The sequence below is a fragment of the Bradyrhizobium sp. 23 genome, assembly GCF_023073295.1.
Classification (GTDB): domain Bacteria; phylum Pseudomonadota; class Alphaproteobacteria; order Rhizobiales; family Xanthobacteraceae; genus Bradyrhizobium; species Bradyrhizobium canariense_D.
The window spans coordinates 345,258-362,882 of record NZ_JADPJF010000070.1 but is presented as its reverse complement, the minus strand read 5'-3'; the positions used below and the strand labels follow the sequence as shown (position 1 = coordinate 362,882).

At 64.8% G+C, this 17,625-nt stretch carries 15 protein-coding genes; 12 read left to right on the top strand and 3 right to left on the bottom strand.

Annotation, left to right across the window (positions count from 1 at the left end):
• The 3 genes from IVB32_RS19640 to IVB32_RS19630 form a co-directional block, all read left to right on the top strand.
• A partial coding sequence (locus IVB32_RS19640; RefSeq protein ID WP_247410957.1) for an FAD-dependent oxidoreductase occupies positions 1–1,088 on the top strand: 1,088 nt, incomplete at its 5' end.
• 14 nt (positions 1,089–1,102) lie between these two features.
• Complete coding sequence (locus tag IVB32_RS19635; protein WP_007596366.1) at positions 1,103–1,450, top strand: RidA family protein; 348 nt, start codon at positions 1,103–1,105, stop codon at positions 1,448–1,450.
• Between the two features lie 171 nt (positions 1,451–1,621).
• Positions 1,622–3,235: an ABC-F family ATP-binding cassette domain-containing protein gene (locus IVB32_RS19630; RefSeq protein ID WP_247294036.1), complete on the top strand. Its 1,614-nt coding sequence runs from the start codon at positions 1,622–1,624 to the stop codon at positions 3,233–3,235.
• 187 nt (positions 3,236–3,422) lie between these two features.
• Here IVB32_RS19630 and IVB32_RS19625 read toward each other — a convergent pair whose 3' ends face one another.
• A complete protein-coding gene (locus IVB32_RS19625; protein ID WP_018453760.1) occupies positions 3,423–4,757 on the bottom strand; it encodes a dicarboxylate/amino acid:cation symporter in 1,335 nt (444 codons plus the stop codon).
• Positions 4,758–4,881: 124 nt separating this feature from the next.
• Here IVB32_RS19625 and IVB32_RS19620 point away from each other — a divergent pair, with 124 nt between their 5' ends.
• From IVB32_RS19620 to IVB32_RS19585, 8 genes are all read left to right on the top strand, one after another.
• Positions 4,882–6,195 carry a solute carrier family 23 protein gene (locus tag IVB32_RS19620; protein WP_247410955.1) on the top strand — a complete coding sequence of 438 codons (1,314 nt, stop codon included), beginning with the start codon at positions 4,882–4,884 and terminating at the stop codon, positions 6,193–6,195.
• A gap of 80 nt (positions 6,196–6,275) precedes the next feature.
• Positions 6,276–7,112, top strand: coding sequence for an SDR family oxidoreductase (locus IVB32_RS19615; RefSeq protein WP_247294038.1), 837 nt, complete (start codon positions 6,276–6,278; stop codon positions 7,110–7,112).
• 52 nt (positions 7,113–7,164) lie between these two features.
• A complete protein-coding gene (locus IVB32_RS19610) occupies positions 7,165–7,971 on the top strand; it encodes an NAD-dependent protein deacetylase (RefSeq protein WP_018453763.1) in 807 nt (268 codons plus the stop codon).
• A 141-nt stretch (positions 7,972–8,112) separates the two neighbouring features.
• Positions 8,113–10,197, top strand: a complete 2,085-nt coding sequence (locus IVB32_RS19605) for a hydantoinase/oxoprolinase family protein (RefSeq protein ID WP_018453764.1) — start codon at positions 8,113–8,115, stop codon at positions 10,195–10,197.
• Positions 10,198–10,199: 2 nt separating this feature from the next.
• Positions 10,200–11,858: a hydantoinase B/oxoprolinase family protein gene (locus IVB32_RS19600; protein ID WP_018453765.1), complete on the top strand. Its 1,659-nt coding sequence runs from the start codon at positions 10,200–10,202 to the stop codon at positions 11,856–11,858.
• A gap of 39 nt (positions 11,859–11,897) precedes the next feature.
• Positions 11,898–12,896 (top strand): TRAP transporter substrate-binding protein, encoded by a 999-nt coding sequence (locus IVB32_RS19595; protein ID WP_018453766.1) that lies wholly within the window; start codon positions 11,898–11,900, stop codon positions 12,894–12,896.
• Positions 12,897–12,905: 9 nt separating this feature from the next.
• A complete protein-coding gene (locus IVB32_RS19590; RefSeq protein WP_018453767.1) occupies positions 12,906–13,499 on the top strand; it encodes a TRAP transporter small permease in 594 nt (197 codons plus the stop codon).
• 34 nt (positions 13,500–13,533) lie between these two features.
• On the top strand, positions 13,534–14,838 hold the full coding sequence (locus tag IVB32_RS19585; protein ID WP_247410953.1) for a TRAP transporter large permease subunit: 1,305 nt from the start codon (positions 13,534–13,536) through the stop codon (positions 14,836–14,838).
• A gap of 52 nt (positions 14,839–14,890) precedes the next feature.
• On the opposite strand, the gene IVB32_RS19580 is transcribed toward IVB32_RS19585, so the two are convergent.
• Positions 14,891–15,535 (bottom strand): glutathione binding-like protein, encoded by a 645-nt coding sequence (locus tag IVB32_RS19580; protein WP_018453769.1) that lies wholly within the window; start codon positions 15,533–15,535, stop codon positions 14,891–14,893.
• 116 nt (positions 15,536–15,651) lie between these two features.
• Here IVB32_RS19580 and IVB32_RS19575 point away from each other — a divergent pair, with 116 nt between their 5' ends.
• Positions 15,652–16,296 carry a TetR/AcrR family transcriptional regulator gene (locus IVB32_RS19575; RefSeq protein ID WP_018453770.1) on the top strand — a complete coding sequence of 215 codons (645 nt, stop codon included), beginning with the start codon at positions 15,652–15,654 and terminating at the stop codon, positions 16,294–16,296.
• Positions 16,297–16,417: 121 nt separating this feature from the next.
• Here IVB32_RS19575 and IVB32_RS19570 read toward each other — a convergent pair.
• On the bottom strand, positions 16,418–17,625 hold a 1,208-nt coding region (locus IVB32_RS19570; RefSeq protein WP_247410951.1), incomplete at its 5' end, for a methyl-accepting chemotaxis protein.

The following is a 17,625-nucleotide window of genomic DNA, read 5'->3' as shown; positions in this document are numbered from 1 at the left end:
GCGGCATCCACGGGTGCTCGACCGCGCTATATCTGTGTCTCGCCGGCCTCAAGCCGGTGCTGATCGAGAAGGACTATGCCGGCCGGCACGCTTCCGGTGTCAACGCCGGCGGCGTGCGCCAGCTTGCGCGGCACATCCCCGAAATCCCGCTTTCGATCCGCTCGATGGGTATCTGGGAGAAGATCACCGATCTCCTCGACGACGATTGCAGCTTTGAGAGCTATGGCCAGGTCCTCGTCGCCGAGAACGAAGAGGAACTCGCGGTCTGCCGCGCACGTGTGGCCGAGCTCAACGCGCTCGGCTTCACCCACGAAGAGCTGATCGATGCCGCAGAGCTGCGGCGCCTCGTGCCGGCGGTGGCCGAGACCTGTCCCGGCGGCGTGGTCTCGCGCCGCGACGGTGCGGCCAATCCCGCGCAGGCGACGACGGCGTTCCGTCGCAAGGCGGAGCAACTAGGTGCGACCGTGCGCGAGGGCATTGCCGCCACGAATATCCGGCACACCGATGGTCTCTGGCATGTCGATGTCGGCGCCGAGAGCTTTGCCGCGCCGGTGCTCGTCAATGCCGCCGGCGCCTGGGCCGGGACCATCGCAGCCGCGCTCGGTGAGCCCGTTCCGGTCGAGACGGTGGCGCCGATGTTGATGATCACCTCGCGCGTGCCGCATTTCATCGATCCGGTCGTGATCCTGCGCGGCCGCAAGCTGTCCTTCAAGCAATTCAAGAACGGCACGGTGCTGATCGGCGGCGGCCATTTGGCTACGCCCCATCAGGATCGCAACGAGACGGTGTTGGACTGGAAAAGCCTCGCGACCAGCGCCCGCACCGTGTTCGAGCTGTTCCCGGTCATGCGCGACGCGACGATCATGCGGGCCTGGGCCGGCATCGAGGCCAAGACCAAGGACGATCTGCCCGTGTTTGGACCGAGCAGCCGGCACAAGGGCCTCTATCACCAATTCGGTTTTTCGCTGCACGGTTTCCAGCTCGGCCCCGGCGCGGGCGCCGTCATGGCGGAGCTGATCGTCAACGGCGGCACCCAGACCCGCATCGGCGATCTCGGCATCGACCGTTTCCACCCCTCCACGCTCTAGCAAAAGAGGACATCATGAGCATTACCCGCAGCATCCGCACGCCCATCATGCACCGCGCCGTCGAAGCCAACGGCTTCGTCTTCATTGGCGGCACCATCGCCGACGACACCTCTGTGTCGATGGGCGAGCAGACCCGCAACATCCTCGGCAAGATCGCCGGCTATCTGAAGGAAGCGGGCACCGACAAGTCGCGCGTCGTGAGCACCTCGATCTTCGTCACGGACCTTTCCAAGAAGAAGGAGATGGACGCGGTCTGGACCGAGTTCTTCGGCGACAATCTGCCGACCCGCGCCACCGTCGGCGTCGCCGATCTCGGCGGCAGCGCGCTGATCGAGGTCGTGGTCACCGCGCTCAAGGGTTGATCGCGCGGGCCTGCGGCGGACGTCGGCGCTCCGCGCGCCGTCGTTCCTCAGAGCCTCGCCTTGATCTCGCCCTTCGATGGGATTAGTTAGAGAGCCCTCAAACAGGATATTCGAGATCCATGGATTTGACCCCGACCGCAAAGCCGACCTGCCTTGCTCACGGGGAATTCCATGCCTGCTTCCATCATCCTGTCCAACCTGTCGCTGTCCTCGCCTGACGGCCGCTCTCTTTTTTCCAATATCGATCTGACGTTCGGCGCCGAGCGGACCGGCCTCGTCGGCCGCAACGGCGTCGGGAAGACGACGCTGCTTGCGTCGATTTCGCGAGAGCACATTCCTCAATCGGGGCGCGTTGCTATCAACGGAACCGTTGGTCTGTTGCGCCAGGACGTCCAGCCCCTTGCGGGCGCGAAGGTGATCGACCTGTTCGGTGCGCGAGCCGCGCTCGATGTGCTTCGCCGTGCCGAGCGCGGGGATGCCTTGGCCGAGGAGGTTTCCGAGGTCGATTGGACCCTCGAAACACGGCTTACGTCCGCCCTTGCGCGTGTCGGGTTCGACGTCGCTCCGGAGATCGAGCTCGACCGCCTGTCGGGCGGGCAGGTCACGCGGGTTCGTCTGGCCGCGCTGATCTTTGCGGAGCCAGACTTCCTGCTGCTCGACGAGCCCACCAACAATCTCGATCGGGAGGGGCGCAAGGCGGTGATCGATTTCCTTGCGTCTTGGCGCGGTGGGGCGATCGTCGTCAGCCACGATCGGAGCCTGCTCGAAACCATGGATGCGATCGTCGAGCTGAGGTCGCTCGGAGCTACGCGATACGGCGGCAATTGGAGCAGTTATTGCGAGCAGAAAGCCGTTGCGCTCGCGGCTGTCAGGCACGACCTCGCGCATGCCCAGAGGCGCCTGTCCGAGATCGACGGGAAAGCGCAGGAGGCCGCGGAGAGGAAAGCGCGCAAGGACGGCGGGGGCAAGAAGAAGCGCGCCAAGGGCGACATGCCGCGCATCCTGGCCGGCGCACGCAAGGACCGTAGCGAAGACACCGGCGGCAAGACCGCGCAGATCGCCGAGCGGCGGCGTGCGGATGCGCTTGAGGCCCTTGATACGGCGCGCCGGCGCATCGAGATTCTTCAGCCGCTGTCGGTGAAGCTGCCCTCGACCCGGCTGCCAGCGGGCAGGGAGGTGGTTTGGCTCGATTGCGTCAGCGCCGGCTATCGGCCGGACCGGGAAGTCTTGCGCGATCTATCGCTCGCGATCGTTGGTCCGGAGCGCCTGGCAATTGTCGGACCCAACGGTTCCGGCAAGACGACGCTGCTGAAACTCGTCGCCGGCGAACTACGTCCGCTCTCCGGCACCATGCGGGTCAGGCCGGATCTTGCGCTGTTCGATCAGAAGGCCAGCCTGCTCGATCCCGCGGTCTCCATCCTGGATAACTTCAGGCGCTTCCATCCGAAGGCGGGTGCAAATGAATGCCATGCGGCGCTGGCCCGGTTCATGTTTCGAGCCGATGCCGCCTTGCAGATTGCGGGACATTTGAGCGGCGGGCAGATGTTTCGTGCAGGCCTTGCCTGCGTGCTGGGCGGAGCGATGCCGCCGTCGCTGCTGATCCTCGACGAGCCGACCAATCATCTGGACATCGAATCCATCGAAGCCGTCGAAGCGGGCTTGAGGGCCTATGACGGCGCGCTGCTCGTCGTCAGTCATGATGAGGCGTTTTTGCAGGCGATCGGGATTACCCGACGGCTCGATCTTGCTGCCCCGAGGCAGCGCGCCGGTTGCAGGATCATTTGATCCCGCTTTGCGGTTCGGCACGACGACAATTTTCAAAAACCCGACGCCCTGCCCCCAGCGCGTCGGGTGGAAAAAGATGAGTATCAATCCGTGATCCCAACGCAGCAGTTGTGACTCGCGTCGCTCCAATTTACCACTCCGGGAAACTACCGCGTTGGAACCGGACGCCGCCCAACCTGCGCGCGGCCTAGGAGGCGGCGCTGCCGCCCGGTTCGAGCGCCTCACCCATCTCCAGCGGATGGGCCATGGTCTCGTGCAGCGCATCGCGGTCGAGCTCGCCTTCGGAGATGCTGATGACGACACAGGCGACGCCGTTGCCGATCAGATTGGTCAGCGCGCGGCACTCGCTCATGAACTTGTCGATGCCGACCAGGATCGCAATCGACTGGATCGGGATGTCGGGCACGATCGAGAGCGTCGCCGCCAGCGTGATGAAGCCCGCCCCCGTCACGCCAGAGGCGCCCTTCGAGGTGATCATGGCGATGCCGAGAATGCCGAGCTCCTGCCAGATGGTCAGATGGGTATTGGTCGCCTGCGCCAGGAACAGCGTTGCCAGCGTCATGTAGATGTTGGTGCCGTCGAGGTTGAAGCTGTAACCGGTCGGAATGACGAGGCCGACCACCGAACGCGAGGCGCCGAGATGCTCCATCTTCTGGATCATCTGCGGCAGCACCGTTTCTGATGACGAGGTGCCGAGCACGATCAGCAGCTCGTCCTTGATGTAGGCGATGAAACGCAAGATCGAGAAGCCGGCGAGCCGCGCGATTGCGCCGAGCACGACCACCACGAACAGGATGCTGGTGAGATAGAACGTGCCGATCAGGGCCGCGAGGTTGAGCAGCGAACCGAGGCCGTAGGCACCGACGGTGAACGCCATCGCGCCGAACGCTCCGATCGGGGCGACGCGCACGATGATGCGGATGATGCCGAAGAACATCTTTGCGGCCTTGTCGATCGCCTCCGCAATGGGCTCGCCGGCCTTGCCGAGGAACGCGATGGCGAAGCCCGACAGGATCGAGATCAGTAGCACCTGCAACAGATCGCCGCGTGCGATGGCGCCCAGATAGCTGTCGGGGATGATCGCCATCAGATGGGCGACGATGCCTTCTTCCTTGGCCTTGGTGACGTAGGTCGCCACCGATTTCGGGTCGATCGTGGCGGGATCGATGTTGAAGCCGTGCCCGGGCTGGAGCACCTCGCCGACCAGCAGGCCGACCGCGAGCGCCACGGTCGAGACCGTCTCGAAATAGATCAGCGACTTCAGCCCGACCCGACCGACGCGCTTGAGGTCGCCCATCGAGGAGATGCCGTGCACCACGGTGCAGAAGATCACCGGCGCGATCATCATCTTGATCAGCGCGATGAAACCGTCGCCGAGCGGCTTCAGGGCCTTGCCGAGATCGGGATAGAAATAGCCGACGAGCACCCCGAGTGCGATCGCGATCAGCACCTGAATGTAGAGGATCTTGTACCAGGGCTGGTGCCGGCGGTGGACGGCTGGCTGGATCGCAATGTGTGTCATAGAATAGGCCCCGGACGTATTGATCTTGTTTGATTTGCATCATGTGATGGCCGCTGCAGAAGCGACAATCACATTTTTATCTGTTCGCACGAAGATCTGTCGCTGCACCGCAACTGGGGGGAACATGCCGATTGCAACGGGCTCCGATGAGCGAGCGCAAGGCTATTTTCCGCGTTGGATTCTGAAGTCCTCCGGCGTGATCATGCCCGAGCAGCGGCTGCCGCTTGGCCAGACCGTCGTCTCCGGTCTCCAGCATTGCGTCGCAATGTCGGGCTCGACGATCATCGCGCCGCTGCTGATGGGGTTCGATCCCAATGTTGCGGTGCTGTTTTCCGGCATCGGCACGCTGATCTTCTTCGTCATCGTCGCGGGGCGCGTGCCGAGCTACCTCGGCTCGAGCTTCGCGTTCATCGCGGTCGTGATCGCCGCCACAGGCTATGCCGGGCACGGGCCGAACCCGAACCTGTCGGTTGCGCTTGGCGGCATCGTAGGAGCCGGCGTCCTCTACGGCCTGATCGCGCTGGTCGTGATGTGGTCGGGGGTTGGCTGGATCGAGAAGCTGTTGCCGCCGGTCGTCACCGGCGCTGTGGTCGCCGCGATCGGCCTCAACCTCGCGCCGGTGGCGGTCAAGGCAGTGAGCGCCAATGCGTTCGACACAGGAATCGGGCTCGCGACCGTTCTGATCATCGGCGTGGTTGCCGTTGGCGCGCCTGGCCTGTGGCGCCGCCTGCCGATCATTCTCGGCGCGATCGGCGGATATCTTTTGTACCTGCTGTTCGCGAACGGCCTCGGCTTCGGCAGGCCGATCGACTTCACGCAAGTTTCGGCTGCGTCGTGGATCGGCCTGCTGAGTCTTACCACGCCGACCTTCCAGGCCGATGCAATCGTCCTGATCGCGCCGGTCGCGATCATTCTCGTCGCCGAGAACCTCGGTCACATCAAGGCCGTCGGCGCCATGACGGGCCGGAGCCTCGATGACTATCTCGGCCGCGCCTTGCTTGCCGACAGCCTCGCGACCATGGTGGCCGCCTGCGGCGGCGGCACCGGCGTCACCACCTATGCCGAAAACATCGGCGTCATGGCGGCGACGAAGGTCTATTCGACCTTGCTGTTTGCCTTCGCGGCGATGGTGTCGATCGTGCTCGGCTTCTCGCCGAAATTCGGCGCGCTGGTCCTGTCGATCCCGGGTCCCGTCATCGGTGGGCTCTCGATCGTGCTGTTCGGGTTGATCGCCGCAATGGCCGGCCGGATCTGGGTCGAGAACAAGGTCGACTTCTCAAGTCCGGCAAACCTGATCACCGTCGCGGTCGCGCTCACCGCAGGCGCCGGCGACCTCACGCTCAAATTCGGCGCCTTCACGATCGGCGGGATCGGCACCGCAACCTTTGGCGCCATCATCCTGTACCAGATCCTGACTTCGCGACTGGCTCGCCACTAGGAGTGAATCCCAGCGGTGCGCCGACGGATGGAACAAAACGCCGGTTCCCTCCATGTTGATGTGTCCCCCGGAGAAGAACGATGCCACATATCGACCGCTCGACCACCTTTTCTTCGCGCCTCGTCGGCCAATACGCGCTGGTGACGGGCGCCTCGCAAGGCATCGGCCGCGCCGTCGCCATTCGGCTTGCCCAGGAAGGCGCGACCGTCGCCATCAACTATGTCGATCATCCGGAAAAGGCAGAGGAGGTGCTCGCGTCCGCGCGTACGGCATCGAGCGATCGCGGCCACGGCAAGCTCGACCATATCGTCGTCAGGGCCGACGTCAGCAACGAGCAGGACGTAGCCGCGATGTTCGAGACGATCCTGGCGCGCTGGAAGCGTCTCGACTGCCTGGTCAACAATGCGGGCTTCCAGCGGGAATCGCCGAGCGAGGCGCTCGACATCGACACCTATCGCCGCATCATCGACGTCAATCTCAACGGCGCCGTGCTCTGCGCCCAGAAGGCGCTCGCGCATTTCGTTGCGCGCGGCGCAGGCGGCAGCATCATCAATTGCTCCAGCGTCCACCAGATCATCCCGAAACCCGGCTACCTCGCCTATTCCATCAGCAAGGGCGGCATGGCCAATCTGACACGCACGCTGGCACTCGAATTCGCCGGCCGCGGCATTCGCGTCAATGCGGTCGGTCCAGGCGCGATCGACACCCCAATCAACGCGGCCTGGACCGGCGATCCGGAAAAGCGCGGTGTGGTCACCAGCCACATTCCGCTCGGCCGTGTCGGCACGCCGGAGGAGATCGCCGGCGTGTTCGCCTTCCTCGCCTCGGATGAGGCCAGCTACATCACGGGGCAGACCATCTATGCGTGCGGAGGTCTGACGCTGTTTCCCGAATTCCGCGAGAACTGGGCAAGCTAGCGGGCTTCCTCGCCATCTGGCAAAACCGGCCTGCGCAGACTACATCTGCGTCATGGCAAATCATCCGCTCCGCGATTTCGTCGGACGGCACGAAAATCTGTTCGTGCTGACCGGCGCTGGCTGCAGCACCAATTCGGGCATCCCCGATTATCGCGACAGTCACGGCAACTGGAAGCGGACCCAGCCGGTGAACTTCCAGGCTTTCATGTCGGAAGAGCATACGCGTCGGCGCTATTGGGCGCGCAGCCTGATCGGCTGGCGGCGGTTCGGCCAGGCGAGGCCGAACGATGCGCATCACGCGCTCGCCCGGCTCGAGGCGAGCGGGCGTTGCGGAATGCTGCTGACCCAGAACGTCGACCGGCTGCATCAATCCGCCGGCCACCGCCAGGTGATCGACCTGCACGGCCGGCTCGATCTGGTCCGCTGCATGGGCTGCGGTCAAAAGACCCCGCGGAGCGAATTCCAGAAGACGCTCGGCCACGCCAATGCGGAATGGTTGACGCTCGACGCGGCCGATGCGCCCGACGGCGATGCGGACCTGGAGCATGCGGATTTTTCGTCGTTCAAGGTGCCGGCCTGCGAATCCTGCGGCGGCATCCTCAAGCCCGACGTCGTGTTCTTCGGCGAGACCGTCCCGCGCGACGTGGTCGTGACCGCGCAGGATCATCTGGCGCAGGCGGACGCCATGCTCATCGTCGGCTCGTCACTGATGGTCTATTCCGGTTTCCGCTTTGTGCAGGCGGCCGCGCAACGGCAAATCCCGATCGCTGCGGTCAATCTCGGACGCACCCGCGCCGATGATCTCCTCACGCTGAAGGTCGAGGAGCGCTGCGAAGCGGCGCTTGCATTCCTGCTCTGATCGCGCGGCCTGCGAACACGCCTTGCCTATTGCATGGGTGCCAAGCAGAATAGCTGGACGGCAGCATGTTCCTGTCATCCATGGCATGGAAATTGCTGCGCTTTTGTCCTCGGTCTTGACGATCAGCACGGAGAGTTTGGAATGCTTGAGGGAGCCGAGGTGCGGCTTGCCGTCGATATCGGTGGCACGTTCACCGACATCGTGCTGGACGTGGGCGAGGTGCGCAAGACGCGCAAATTGCTGACGACGCCGCAGCGGCCGGAAGAGGCGGTGCTGGACGGCATGCGGCTCATTCTCGCTGATGCGCGCGCCTATATCAGCGACATCGACGTCTTCATTCACGGCACGACGCTCGCGACCAACGCCATCATCGAGCGTCGCGGCGCCAAGACGGCGTTGATCGCGACCGAGGGCTTTCGCGACGTGCTCGATATCGGCACCGAGAGCCGCTACGACCAGTATGACCTCTCCATCGACAAGCCGAAGCCGCTGGCGCCGCGATCTTTGCGCTTCACCGTGCCCGAGCGCATCGACGCGCATGGCGCCGTCCGCCTCCCGTTGGACGAAGCGGCGGTGCGCGCGCTCGCGCCAAGATTGCGCGCGCTGAACGTCGAGAGCGTCGCAATCGCGTTCCTGCACTCCTACGCCAATCCCGAGCACGAGCGCCGCACGGCCGCGATCATCAGTGAGGAGATGCCCGGCATTTCCGTGACCGTATCGTCCGCGGTGTGCCCGGAGATCCGCGAATATGAGCGCACATCGACTGCAGTGGCCAACGCCTATGTGCAGCCGCTAATCGATGGTTATCTCGCTCGCATGTCCGACGCCTTGCAGGTCGAGCAGTACCGCGGCGCGATCTATCTCGTCACCTCCGGCGGCGGTGTCACCTCGATCGAGACGGCGCGGCGCTTTCCGGTGCGCCTCGTCGAATCCGGTCCTGCCGGCGGCGCCATTTTCGCGGCGCAGATCGCGGCGCGTCTCGGCGAGAGCAAGGTGCTGTCCTTCGATATGGGCGGTACCACGGCAAAGATCTGTCTGATCGAAAAATACCAGCCCGAGACCTCGCGCGTGTTCGAGGTCGATCGCGCAGCGCGCTTCCTGAAAGGTTCGGGTCTGCCGGTGCGGATTCCCGTGATCGAGATGGTCGAGATCGGCGCCGGCGGCGGCTCGATCGCCCATGTCGATGCGATGAAGCGCGTCACGGTCGGTCCTGAGAGTGCCTCGTCGGAGCCCGGGCCCGCCTGCTACGGCCGCGGCGGCCTGCGCCCGGCCGTGACGGATGCCGACGTCGCGCTCGGCATGATCGATCCGGACGACTTCGCGGGTGGCACGATCAAGCTCGACCCTGAACTCTCGAAGCAGGCGCTGCTGCGCAGCGTCGGCGAGCCGCTGGGTCTGTCGGCAGAGACTGCGGCCTATGCCGTGCACGAGGTCGTCTGCGAGAACATGGCGAGCGCGGCGCGCGTGCATGCGGTCGAGCGCGGTGAGATTGTCGGTCAGCACACGCTGATCGCCTTCGGCGGCGCGGCGCCTCTGCATGCGGCGCGCGTCGCCGAGAAGATCGGTGTCTCCCGCGTGATCGTTCCTTCCAATGCCGGCGTCGGCTCGGCCGTTGGCTTCCTCGCGGCTCCGATCGCCTACGAGCTGGTGCGCAGCCGTCATGTGCGGCTCGACGATTTCGACACCGAAGGGGTCTCCGATCTGCTCCAGGAGATGGTGACCGAAGCGCGTGCGCTGGTCGAGACGGGTGCGGCAGGCGCGCCGGTCCGCGAGCGCCGCGCGGCCTTCATGCGCTATGTCGGTCAAGGCCATGAGATCTCGATCGAACTGCCGAACCGGCGGCTGGCGACGGCCGATCTGGCCGGCCTGCGTCAGAAGTTCGAGGCGGATTATGCGGTGATGTTCGAGCGGCCGATCCCGGGTGCGGCGATCGAGGTCTTGAGCTGGTCGGTGCTTGCGACGACCGAGGCGCGCAATCCGCCTATTGTCGCGGCCGTTACGCGCAAGCCCGCCGGGAAGGCGACCGGCAGCCGCAAGTTCTTCGATGGCCGGGTCGGGGAGGTGATCGAGATCCCGCTCTATCGCCGCGAGGACATGGCGCCAGGCGCGACGATTGCAGGTCCCGCCGTGATCGCGGAGGACGAGACCTCGACGTTCGTCTCCAACAGTTTTGATGCCCATATCGACGGTGCCGGCAGCATCGTCATGGAACGGAAGGCGGCCTGATCATGAGCAAGGCAAGCGGCGCGAGCCTGATCGACCTTCAGATCATGTGGCACCGGCTGATCGCCGTGGTCGAGGAGCAGGCGCAGGTGCTGCTCCGCACGGCCTTCAGCCCGATCGTGCGCGAATGCGGCGACCTCTCGGCCGGCGTGTTCGACCTCAAGGGACGGATGCTGGCGCAGGCGGTGACCGGCACGCCCGGCCACGTCAACTCGATGGCGGAATCGGTCAAGCACTTCATCGCCCACTTTCCGATCGAGACGATGAAGGAGGGCGACGCCTACATCACCAACGATCCCTGGATGGGCACCGGCCATCTCAACGATTTCGTCGTCACCACGCCCTGCTTCAAGGACGGCAAGCCGGTCGCGCTGTTTTCCTGCACCAGCCATCTCATGGACATCGGCGGCATCGGCTTCGGACCCGACGCCACCGACGTGTTCATGGAGGGGCTCTACATCCCCATGCTGAAGCTGATCGACCAGGGCGTCGTCAACGAGACGCTGATGGCGATGATCCGCACCAACACGCGGCTGCCGATCGACACCGAGGGCGATACCTATTCGCTCGCCGGCTGCAACGACGTCGGCTGCGAGCGCCTGGTCGAGATGATGACCGAGTTCGGCATCGACTCGCTCGATGCGCTCGGCGACTACATCTGCGACCGCTCGCGCGAGGCCGTGCTGGCCGAGATCGCCAAACTGCCGAAAGGCAGCTGGCGCAACACCATGGTGGTCGACGGCTATGATGAGCCGGTCACGCTGGCCGCCGTGCTGACGATCTCGGACGAAGGCATCCACGTCGACTTCGACGGCACCTCGGCCGCGTCCAGGTTCGGCATCAACGTGCCTCTGTCCTACACCATCGCTTACACCGTGTTCGGTCTCGGCTGCGTCGTCGCCTCCCAGATTCCGAACAATGCCGGTTCGCTCTCGCCACTGACGGTGTCGGCTCCCAAAGGCGCGATCCTCAATGCGCCAAAGCCGGCGCCGGTCGCCTCGCGCCACATCATCGGCCAGATGCTGCCCGATGTCGTGTTCGGCTGCCTGCGCCAGATCATTCCCGAGCGCGTGCCCGCGGAAGGCACCTCGTGCCTGTGGAATCTCAACGTGCGCGGCCAGACCCGCTCGGGCGCCGGCGGCAATTACGGATTTTCGATGGCGGTGACCTCCAATGGCGGGACCGGCGCGCGCTTCGCGAAGGACGGGCTGTCGGCGACCGCCTATCCCAGCGGCGTGCGCGGCACGCCGGTTGAGATCGCCGAGACGCAGACGCCGCTGATCTTCTGGCGCAAGGAACTGCGTCCGGATTCCGGCGGGGCAGGGCGAACCCGCGGGGGCCTCGGCCAGATCATCGAGGTCGGCAGCGGTGTCGATGGGCCGTTCGACATCCTGGCGGCATTCGATCGCATCGATCATCCGCCACGCGGACGTGATGGCGGCAAGAACGGCGAGGCCGGCTATGTCGGCCTGAAGTCCGGCAAGAAGCTGCGTGGAAAAGGCTTTCAGCAGGTGCCGCCGGACGACCGGCTGGTGGTGCTGACACCAGGCGGCGCCGGCATCGGCGATCCCCGGGAGCGCGCGCCGACAGCCGTCAACGACGACATCGAAAGCGGCCTCGTGTCTGCCGACAATGCGGTTGAAATTTATGGGCACACGCGATGACGCTTCAGGCGTCGTGCGCGTAGCAAACGGAGGGGCTCAATGATCACGCGACGGACTTTTACCGCGGGCGCAGCGACGCTGCTCGCAGCCGGCCACATCTCGACCCGCGCGCGAGCGGCGACGGTAAGCTGGGACATGTCGACGGTATGGCCCGACGGCAATTTCCACACCCAGAACGCGTTTGCCTTCGCGGAAGAGGTGAAGAAGCAGACGGCTGGCTCGGTCGCGATCACCGTGAAGGCCGGTGGACAGCTCGGCTTCAAGGGCCCCGAGCATCTGCGCGCCGTCCGCGACGGTCTGGTGCCGCTCGCCGACGTCCTCAATATTCAGCAGGTCGGCGACGAACCCTTCATGGGCGTCGAAAGCATTCCCTTTCTCTGCGGCTCCATGGACGAATTGAAGGTGCTGCACAAATACGTGCGGCCCGAATACGAGAAGGTCGCCGCGCGCAACAACCAGAAGATCCTCTACATCGTGCCCTGGCCGACGCAATATCTGCATCTCAAGGTCAAGGTCGCCGATGTCGACGGCTTGAAGAACATCAAGATCCGCGTGCCCGACAAGAACGCCGTCGACATGCTGGCCGTGGTCGGCATGGCGCCGGTGATGATTCCGTGGGGCGAGACCATCCCGGCGCTGGCGTCGGGCGCGGTCTCCGGCGTATCCACCTCGTCGGTGTCGGGCGTCGACGGAAAATTCTGGGAATTCCTGAAATACATCTACCCGACCAACCACGTCTGGTCGTCGCAGATGCTCACCGTCAACCTCGATTCCTGGAAGGCGCTGAGTGCCGATCAGCAGCAGCTCGTCGCCGGCATTGCCGCGAAGATGGAGCCGGGCTTCTGGGCGAACTCGCTCAAGGCGGACGTCGACAGCCTCAACCGGCTCAAGGAAGGCGGCATGGAGGTGGTGCCGGTCTCGGATGCCATGATCACGGACATTCGCGCCAAGACCGCGCCGCAGCTCGACGCTTTCGTCAAGCGCGTGCCGGCGGCCGACAAGCCGGTGCGGGCCTATCTCGCGGAAATGAAGCGCTGAGGACTTGCAGTGGCGGATGTTTTGCCTGCGTCGTCCCATAGTCTCAACGCGGCGGCGCCGGAGCCGCTGCGCATCCTGCTCGACGGCATCGACCGTCTTGGCCGGCTGGACGGCTGGATCGGTGGCGGCTGCCTCTTGATGCTGACGCTGCTGATGCTGTGCGAGGTCGCAACGCGCTTCCTCTCGAACTTCCTGCCGTTCTTTCCGCCCACAATCTCGATCGCGTGGGAGTATTCCTCCTATCTGATGGCGGCGTCCTTCACCTTCGGCGCCGCCATGACCCTGCGCGTCGGCGGCCATATCCGTGTCGTGCTGCTGCTGAAGAACGTCCCCGCTCCGTTTCAGCGCGCGATCGAAATCCTGTCGGCCGCCGCCGGCTTCGCCTTCATGGCCTTCCTGACATCGTCGATGGCGAAGTTCGCCTTCGGCGCCTATGTGCGCGGCCAGGTCTCGACCTCGAGCGACACCCCGCTGTGGTTTCCACAGGCCGTCGTCACCTTCGGCATGCTGCTGCTGACGCTGCAGTTCCTGGCGCGCGTGATCCAGGCCGTGCTCGGCCTGCCGCTGGAGGACCACCGCATGAAGGCCTCGCCCGTCGAATGATCGCCCACGCGCCAGCCAGCAGACACCGGATACCATGACCATCGAAGTCATTGCTCTCTTCGGGATCCTGTTTGCGCTTCTGGCATGCGGCGTATGGATCGGCCTGACGCTTGCGCTCGCCGCAACGCTGCTGCTGGCGATGTTCCGCTCAATCCCGCTCGACAAGCTGCTGCCGCAATACGCCTGGAACATCTTGACGACGCAGGAACTGCTGGCGCTGCCGCTGTTCATCCTGATGGGCGAGTTGCTGTTTCGCACCCGTCTGTCACGTTCTCTGTTCCAGGGGCTCGCGCCCTGGGCGGGGCTTTTGCCGGGTCGTCTTCTGCATGTGAACGTGATCGGCTGCACCATCTTCGCCGCAATCTCCGGCTCGTCGGCGGCGACGACGCAGGTGATCGGCCGCATGTCCCTGAACGAACTGCTGCGCCGCGGCTATTCCCGCGACATCGCGATCGGCTCGCTCGCCGGCGCCGGCACGCTCGGCTTTTTGATCCCGCCATCCAACATCATGATCATCTACGGCGTGCTCGGCGACGTCTCGATCCTGAAACTGTTCACGGCCGGGGTGCTGCCCGGACTGCTGCTGGCCGCCACCTTCATGGGGTGGGTGATGCTGCACACGACCCTTAACCCCGGCATGGTGCCGGAGGCGGAAGCCAAGCTCTCGCAAGTGCCATGGCGCGAACGGTTTGCGGCGCTCAAGGACCTCGCGCCGGCGCTGTTCCTGATCGCCTGCGTGCTCGGCTCGATGTATGGCGGGCTGGCGACGCCGTCGGAGGCCGCCGCGGTCGGCGTGTTCGGCGCGGCGCTGGTCGCCTGGGCGCAGGGCTCGATGTCGCAGCAGGTGATGCGTGACGTGCTGATCGGCTCGGTCGTGACCTGTTCGATGATCGCGCTGATCGTGCTCGGCGCCTCGATCCTCGGCAACGCCGCGGCCTTCCTCGGCATCCCGCAGGCAGTCGCCGCCTTCGTGAAGGGCTTGGGGCTATCGCCGTTCATGCTGATCGTGGTGCTGATTATCTTTTATCTGATCCTCGGCTGTTTCCTCGATGGCTTCTCGATGATCGTGATGACGCTGCCGATCGTGCTGCCGATCGTGAAGGGCGCGGGCTTCGACGAGATCTGGTTCGGCATCTTCCTCGTGCTCGCGGTCGAGATGGCCCAGATCACGCCGCCGGTCGGCTTCAACCTGTTCGTGATCCAAGGCCTGACCGACGACGGCCTCGGCTACATCGCGCGCGTCACGATGCCCTATCTCCTCATCATGGTCGGATTCGTGCTGCTGCTGACGCTCTGGCCCGGCATAGTCGCGATCCTGCCGAGGGTGTTGTACGGATAGATTGCGCCGTCCCGGCCGCTCAGCCGGGACGGCGCGCCTCAATCGTCAAAGCTTACGCCGCGGCCTTCTTCCGCGCCTGCTCGGCCTTGTACAGCTCGAACTCTTCCGCGATCGCCTTGGCGATCGAGGGCCGTTGACGCAGGCGTTCGTAATAGGCCTTCACGTTCGGCCATTTGGCGAGCTCGATCGGCGGCGTCGCCATGGTCCAGTTGATGACCGTGACGAGATAGGCGTCGGCGACGCTGAATTGGTCGAGCAGGAAGTCGCGCCCCTTCAGGTAATTGTCGAGATAGTCCAGCCGCGACAGGTTCTTCTCCAGCGCGTAGGCTTTCGTCTCCTGCGGCGCCTTGCGGTCGAGCACCGGGATGAACAGGCCCTTGTGCAGCTCGGTGCCGATGAAGCAGAGCCATTGATGCAGTCGCGTGCGCTCGATGCCCGCTGCGGCTCCGAGACCCGATTGCGGGAAGCGGTCGGCGATATATTGCAGGATCGCGGCGTTCTCGGTCAGCACCACGCCGTCGTCCGTCCGCAGTGTCGGCACCAGGCCGATCGGGTTCACGGTTCGAAAGTCGGTGCCGTCGCTCAGCACCGTCTTGGTCGGCGGATCGACTTCGAGATAATTGGCTTCGGCGCCGGCTTCATACAGCGCGACGCGGCTCGCCATCGAACAGGCGAGCGGCGAGAAATAAAGATCCATCTTGAGCCTCCTTGGGCAATTCTTCGATGTGACTTTTGGAGTGGCGCTCAACCTGGCCAGATTGATTTTTGTACTGTCTTGCATATTATGGAGTTGGTCAAGGATTAAATTGCGAAATGGTACAAAAATCGAAGCCGCCAGCTGCTGCCACTGAGCCCAAGCGCCGCGGCCGTCCGCGCGCCTACGAACCCGAGGTCGCGCTCGGCAAGGCGCTCGACCTGTTCCGCACGCAGGGTTTCGCCGCGACCTCGCTCGACGATCTCAGCGAAGCCACCGGCATGAATCGCCCGAGCCTCTATGGCGCCTTCGGCGACAAGCGCGAGCTCTACATCAAGAGCTATCAGCGCTACCGTGAGGACGCGCGCGCATCCATGGTGGAGATCTTTCGACAGGAGATGCCCGTGCGCCAGCGGCTGGAGCGTATCTTCGCCTCCGCGCTGAACATCTATCTGTCCGGCGCAACCGGCCCGCGCGGCTGCTTCACCGTGGTCACGGCGGCCTCCGAAGCGGTCGGCGATCCCGACATCCGCGCCATGGTGCTCGATGGCCTTAACGAACTCGACAAGGCGTTTGCGAGTTGCTTCCGCCGCGCCAAGGAGAAAGGCGAATTGCCCGAAAGCGCCGATCCCGCCGTGCTGGCGCAGCTCGCTTCAGCGACCGTGCACTCAATTGCCATTCGTTCGCGCGCGCGCGTGTCGCGGAAGGATCTCGAGGCGATCGTGAAGGGAGCGATCGACGTGATGGTGGGACGAAAGAGCTAGGCGGTTGCGTGGCGCGAGCTAACGTCGTCCTGGCGAAAGCCAGGACCCCTAGCCACCGAATCTGGTTTGGCGAAGATTCGGAGTTGCCGCCGTCGCGCCGCAGCTCCTCCCTGTAGCCCGCCTACGCCGCGCGAATATGCGCGAGGAAGCGGTCCACCTCGTCCCGCAGCCGCTGCGATTGCTTTGACAGCTCGATCGCGGAGCCCAGCACCTCCTCCGCTGCTGTTCCCGTCGCGGCGATGCCGGCGGTGACGCCTGCGATGTTTTGCGAGACCTCGCCGGTGCGGGCGGCTGCCTGCTGCACGTTCTGGGCGATCTCCTGCGTTGCGGTGCCCTGCTGGCCGACGGCGGCGGCGATCGCGGCGGAGATCTCGTCGACCTCCTGGATCGTTGCGCAGATCGACTGGATGCCGTCCACTGCGCCGGTGGTCTCGCCTTGTACCGCCGTGACCTGGGCGCCGATCTCCTCGGTCGCTTTGGCGGTCTGGGTTGCCAGCGCCTTCACCTCGGAGGCGACCACCGCAAAGCCGCGGCCGGCTTCGCCCGCGCGCGCCGCCTCGATCGTCGCGTTGAGTGCCAGCAGATTGGTCTGCTCGGCGATGCCGCTGATGAAGGAGACGACGTCGCCGATTTTTTGCGCGGCGTCGGCCAGACTTTGCACGCGCTCGTTCGACCGTCGTCCGTCGCTCGCGGCTTTGCCGACCACCGCGGTCGCGTGCGCAAGGCGCCGGCTGATCTCGGTCATGGACGACGACAGCTCTTCCGCGGCGGCAGCGACCGTCTGCACATTTTCCGAGGCGAGCGCCGAGGCCGACGACACCGTGCCGGTCTGCTGCCGCGACCGCTCGACGATATCAGACATCGAGCGCGCCGTGTTCTCCATCTCGACCGCGGCCGAGGAGACCGTGGTGACGACCTCGCGGATGCTGGCTTCGAAATTGTCGGCGAGCGCGGCGAACGCGCGTCGCTTCTCCGCTTCGGATTGCGCCTTAGTGTCGGCCTGTTCGGCCTGGAGCCGGTTGAAGTTGACGGCGTTGTCGCGGAACACCGCGACAGCCTTGACCATCGCGCCGACCTCGTCATTCGCCTTGCGGACGGGGACGGTGACATCGAGGTGTCCGTCGGCCAGCTCGCGCATCACGCTGGTGATGGAAATGATCGGGCGCGAGATGCTGCGGGCGATGAGATAGCCGACGATGGCGGCGAGCACGAGCCCGAGCGCGGCGATGCCGAATGCCAGCAGCCAGGCACGGTCGGCGGAGGCCACATAGTCGGCATTGTCCATCACCAGTTCGACGGCGCCGAGCGGCTTGCCGGAAAAATCCCTGA

Bases quoted from the DNA above. Each gene is read 5' to 3' on its own strand.
- IVB32_RS19595 (WP_018453766.1), top strand. From the start codon at position 11,898: ATGATCACGCGACGGACTTTTACCGCGGGCGCAGCGACGCTGCTCGCA.
- IVB32_RS19580 (WP_018453769.1), bottom strand. From the start codon at position 15,535: ATGGATCTTTATTTCTCGCCGCTCGCCTGTTCGATGGCGAGCCGCGTC.
- IVB32_RS19630 (WP_247294036.1), top strand. From the start codon at position 1,622: ATGCCTGCTTCCATCATCCTGTCCAACCTGTCGCTGTCCTCGCCTGAC.
- IVB32_RS19635 (WP_007596366.1), top strand. From the start codon at position 1,103: ATGAGCATTACCCGCAGCATCCGCACGCCCATCATGCACCGCGCCGTC.
- IVB32_RS19600 (WP_018453765.1), top strand. From the start codon at position 10,200: ATGAGCAAGGCAAGCGGCGCGAGCCTGATCGACCTTCAGATCATGTGG.
- IVB32_RS19605 (WP_018453764.1), top strand. From the start codon at position 8,113: ATGCTTGAGGGAGCCGAGGTGCGGCTTGCCGTCGATATCGGTGGCACG.
- IVB32_RS19625 (WP_018453760.1), bottom strand. From the start codon at position 4,757: ATGACACACATTGCGATCCAGCCAGCCGTCCACCGCCGGCACCAGCCC.
- IVB32_RS19615 (WP_247294038.1), top strand. From the start codon at position 6,276: ATGCCACATATCGACCGCTCGACCACCTTTTCTTCGCGCCTCGTCGGC.
- IVB32_RS19585 (WP_247410953.1), top strand. From the start codon at position 13,534: ATGACCATCGAAGTCATTGCTCTCTTCGGGATCCTGTTTGCGCTTCTG.
- IVB32_RS19620 (WP_247410955.1), top strand. From the start codon at position 4,882: ATGCCGATTGCAACGGGCTCCGATGAGCGAGCGCAAGGCTATTTTCCG.
- IVB32_RS19575 (WP_018453770.1), top strand. From the start codon at position 15,652: ATGGTACAAAAATCGAAGCCGCCAGCTGCTGCCACTGAGCCCAAGCGC.
- IVB32_RS19610 (WP_018453763.1), top strand. From the start codon at position 7,165: ATGGCAAATCATCCGCTCCGCGATTTCGTCGGACGGCACGAAAATCTG.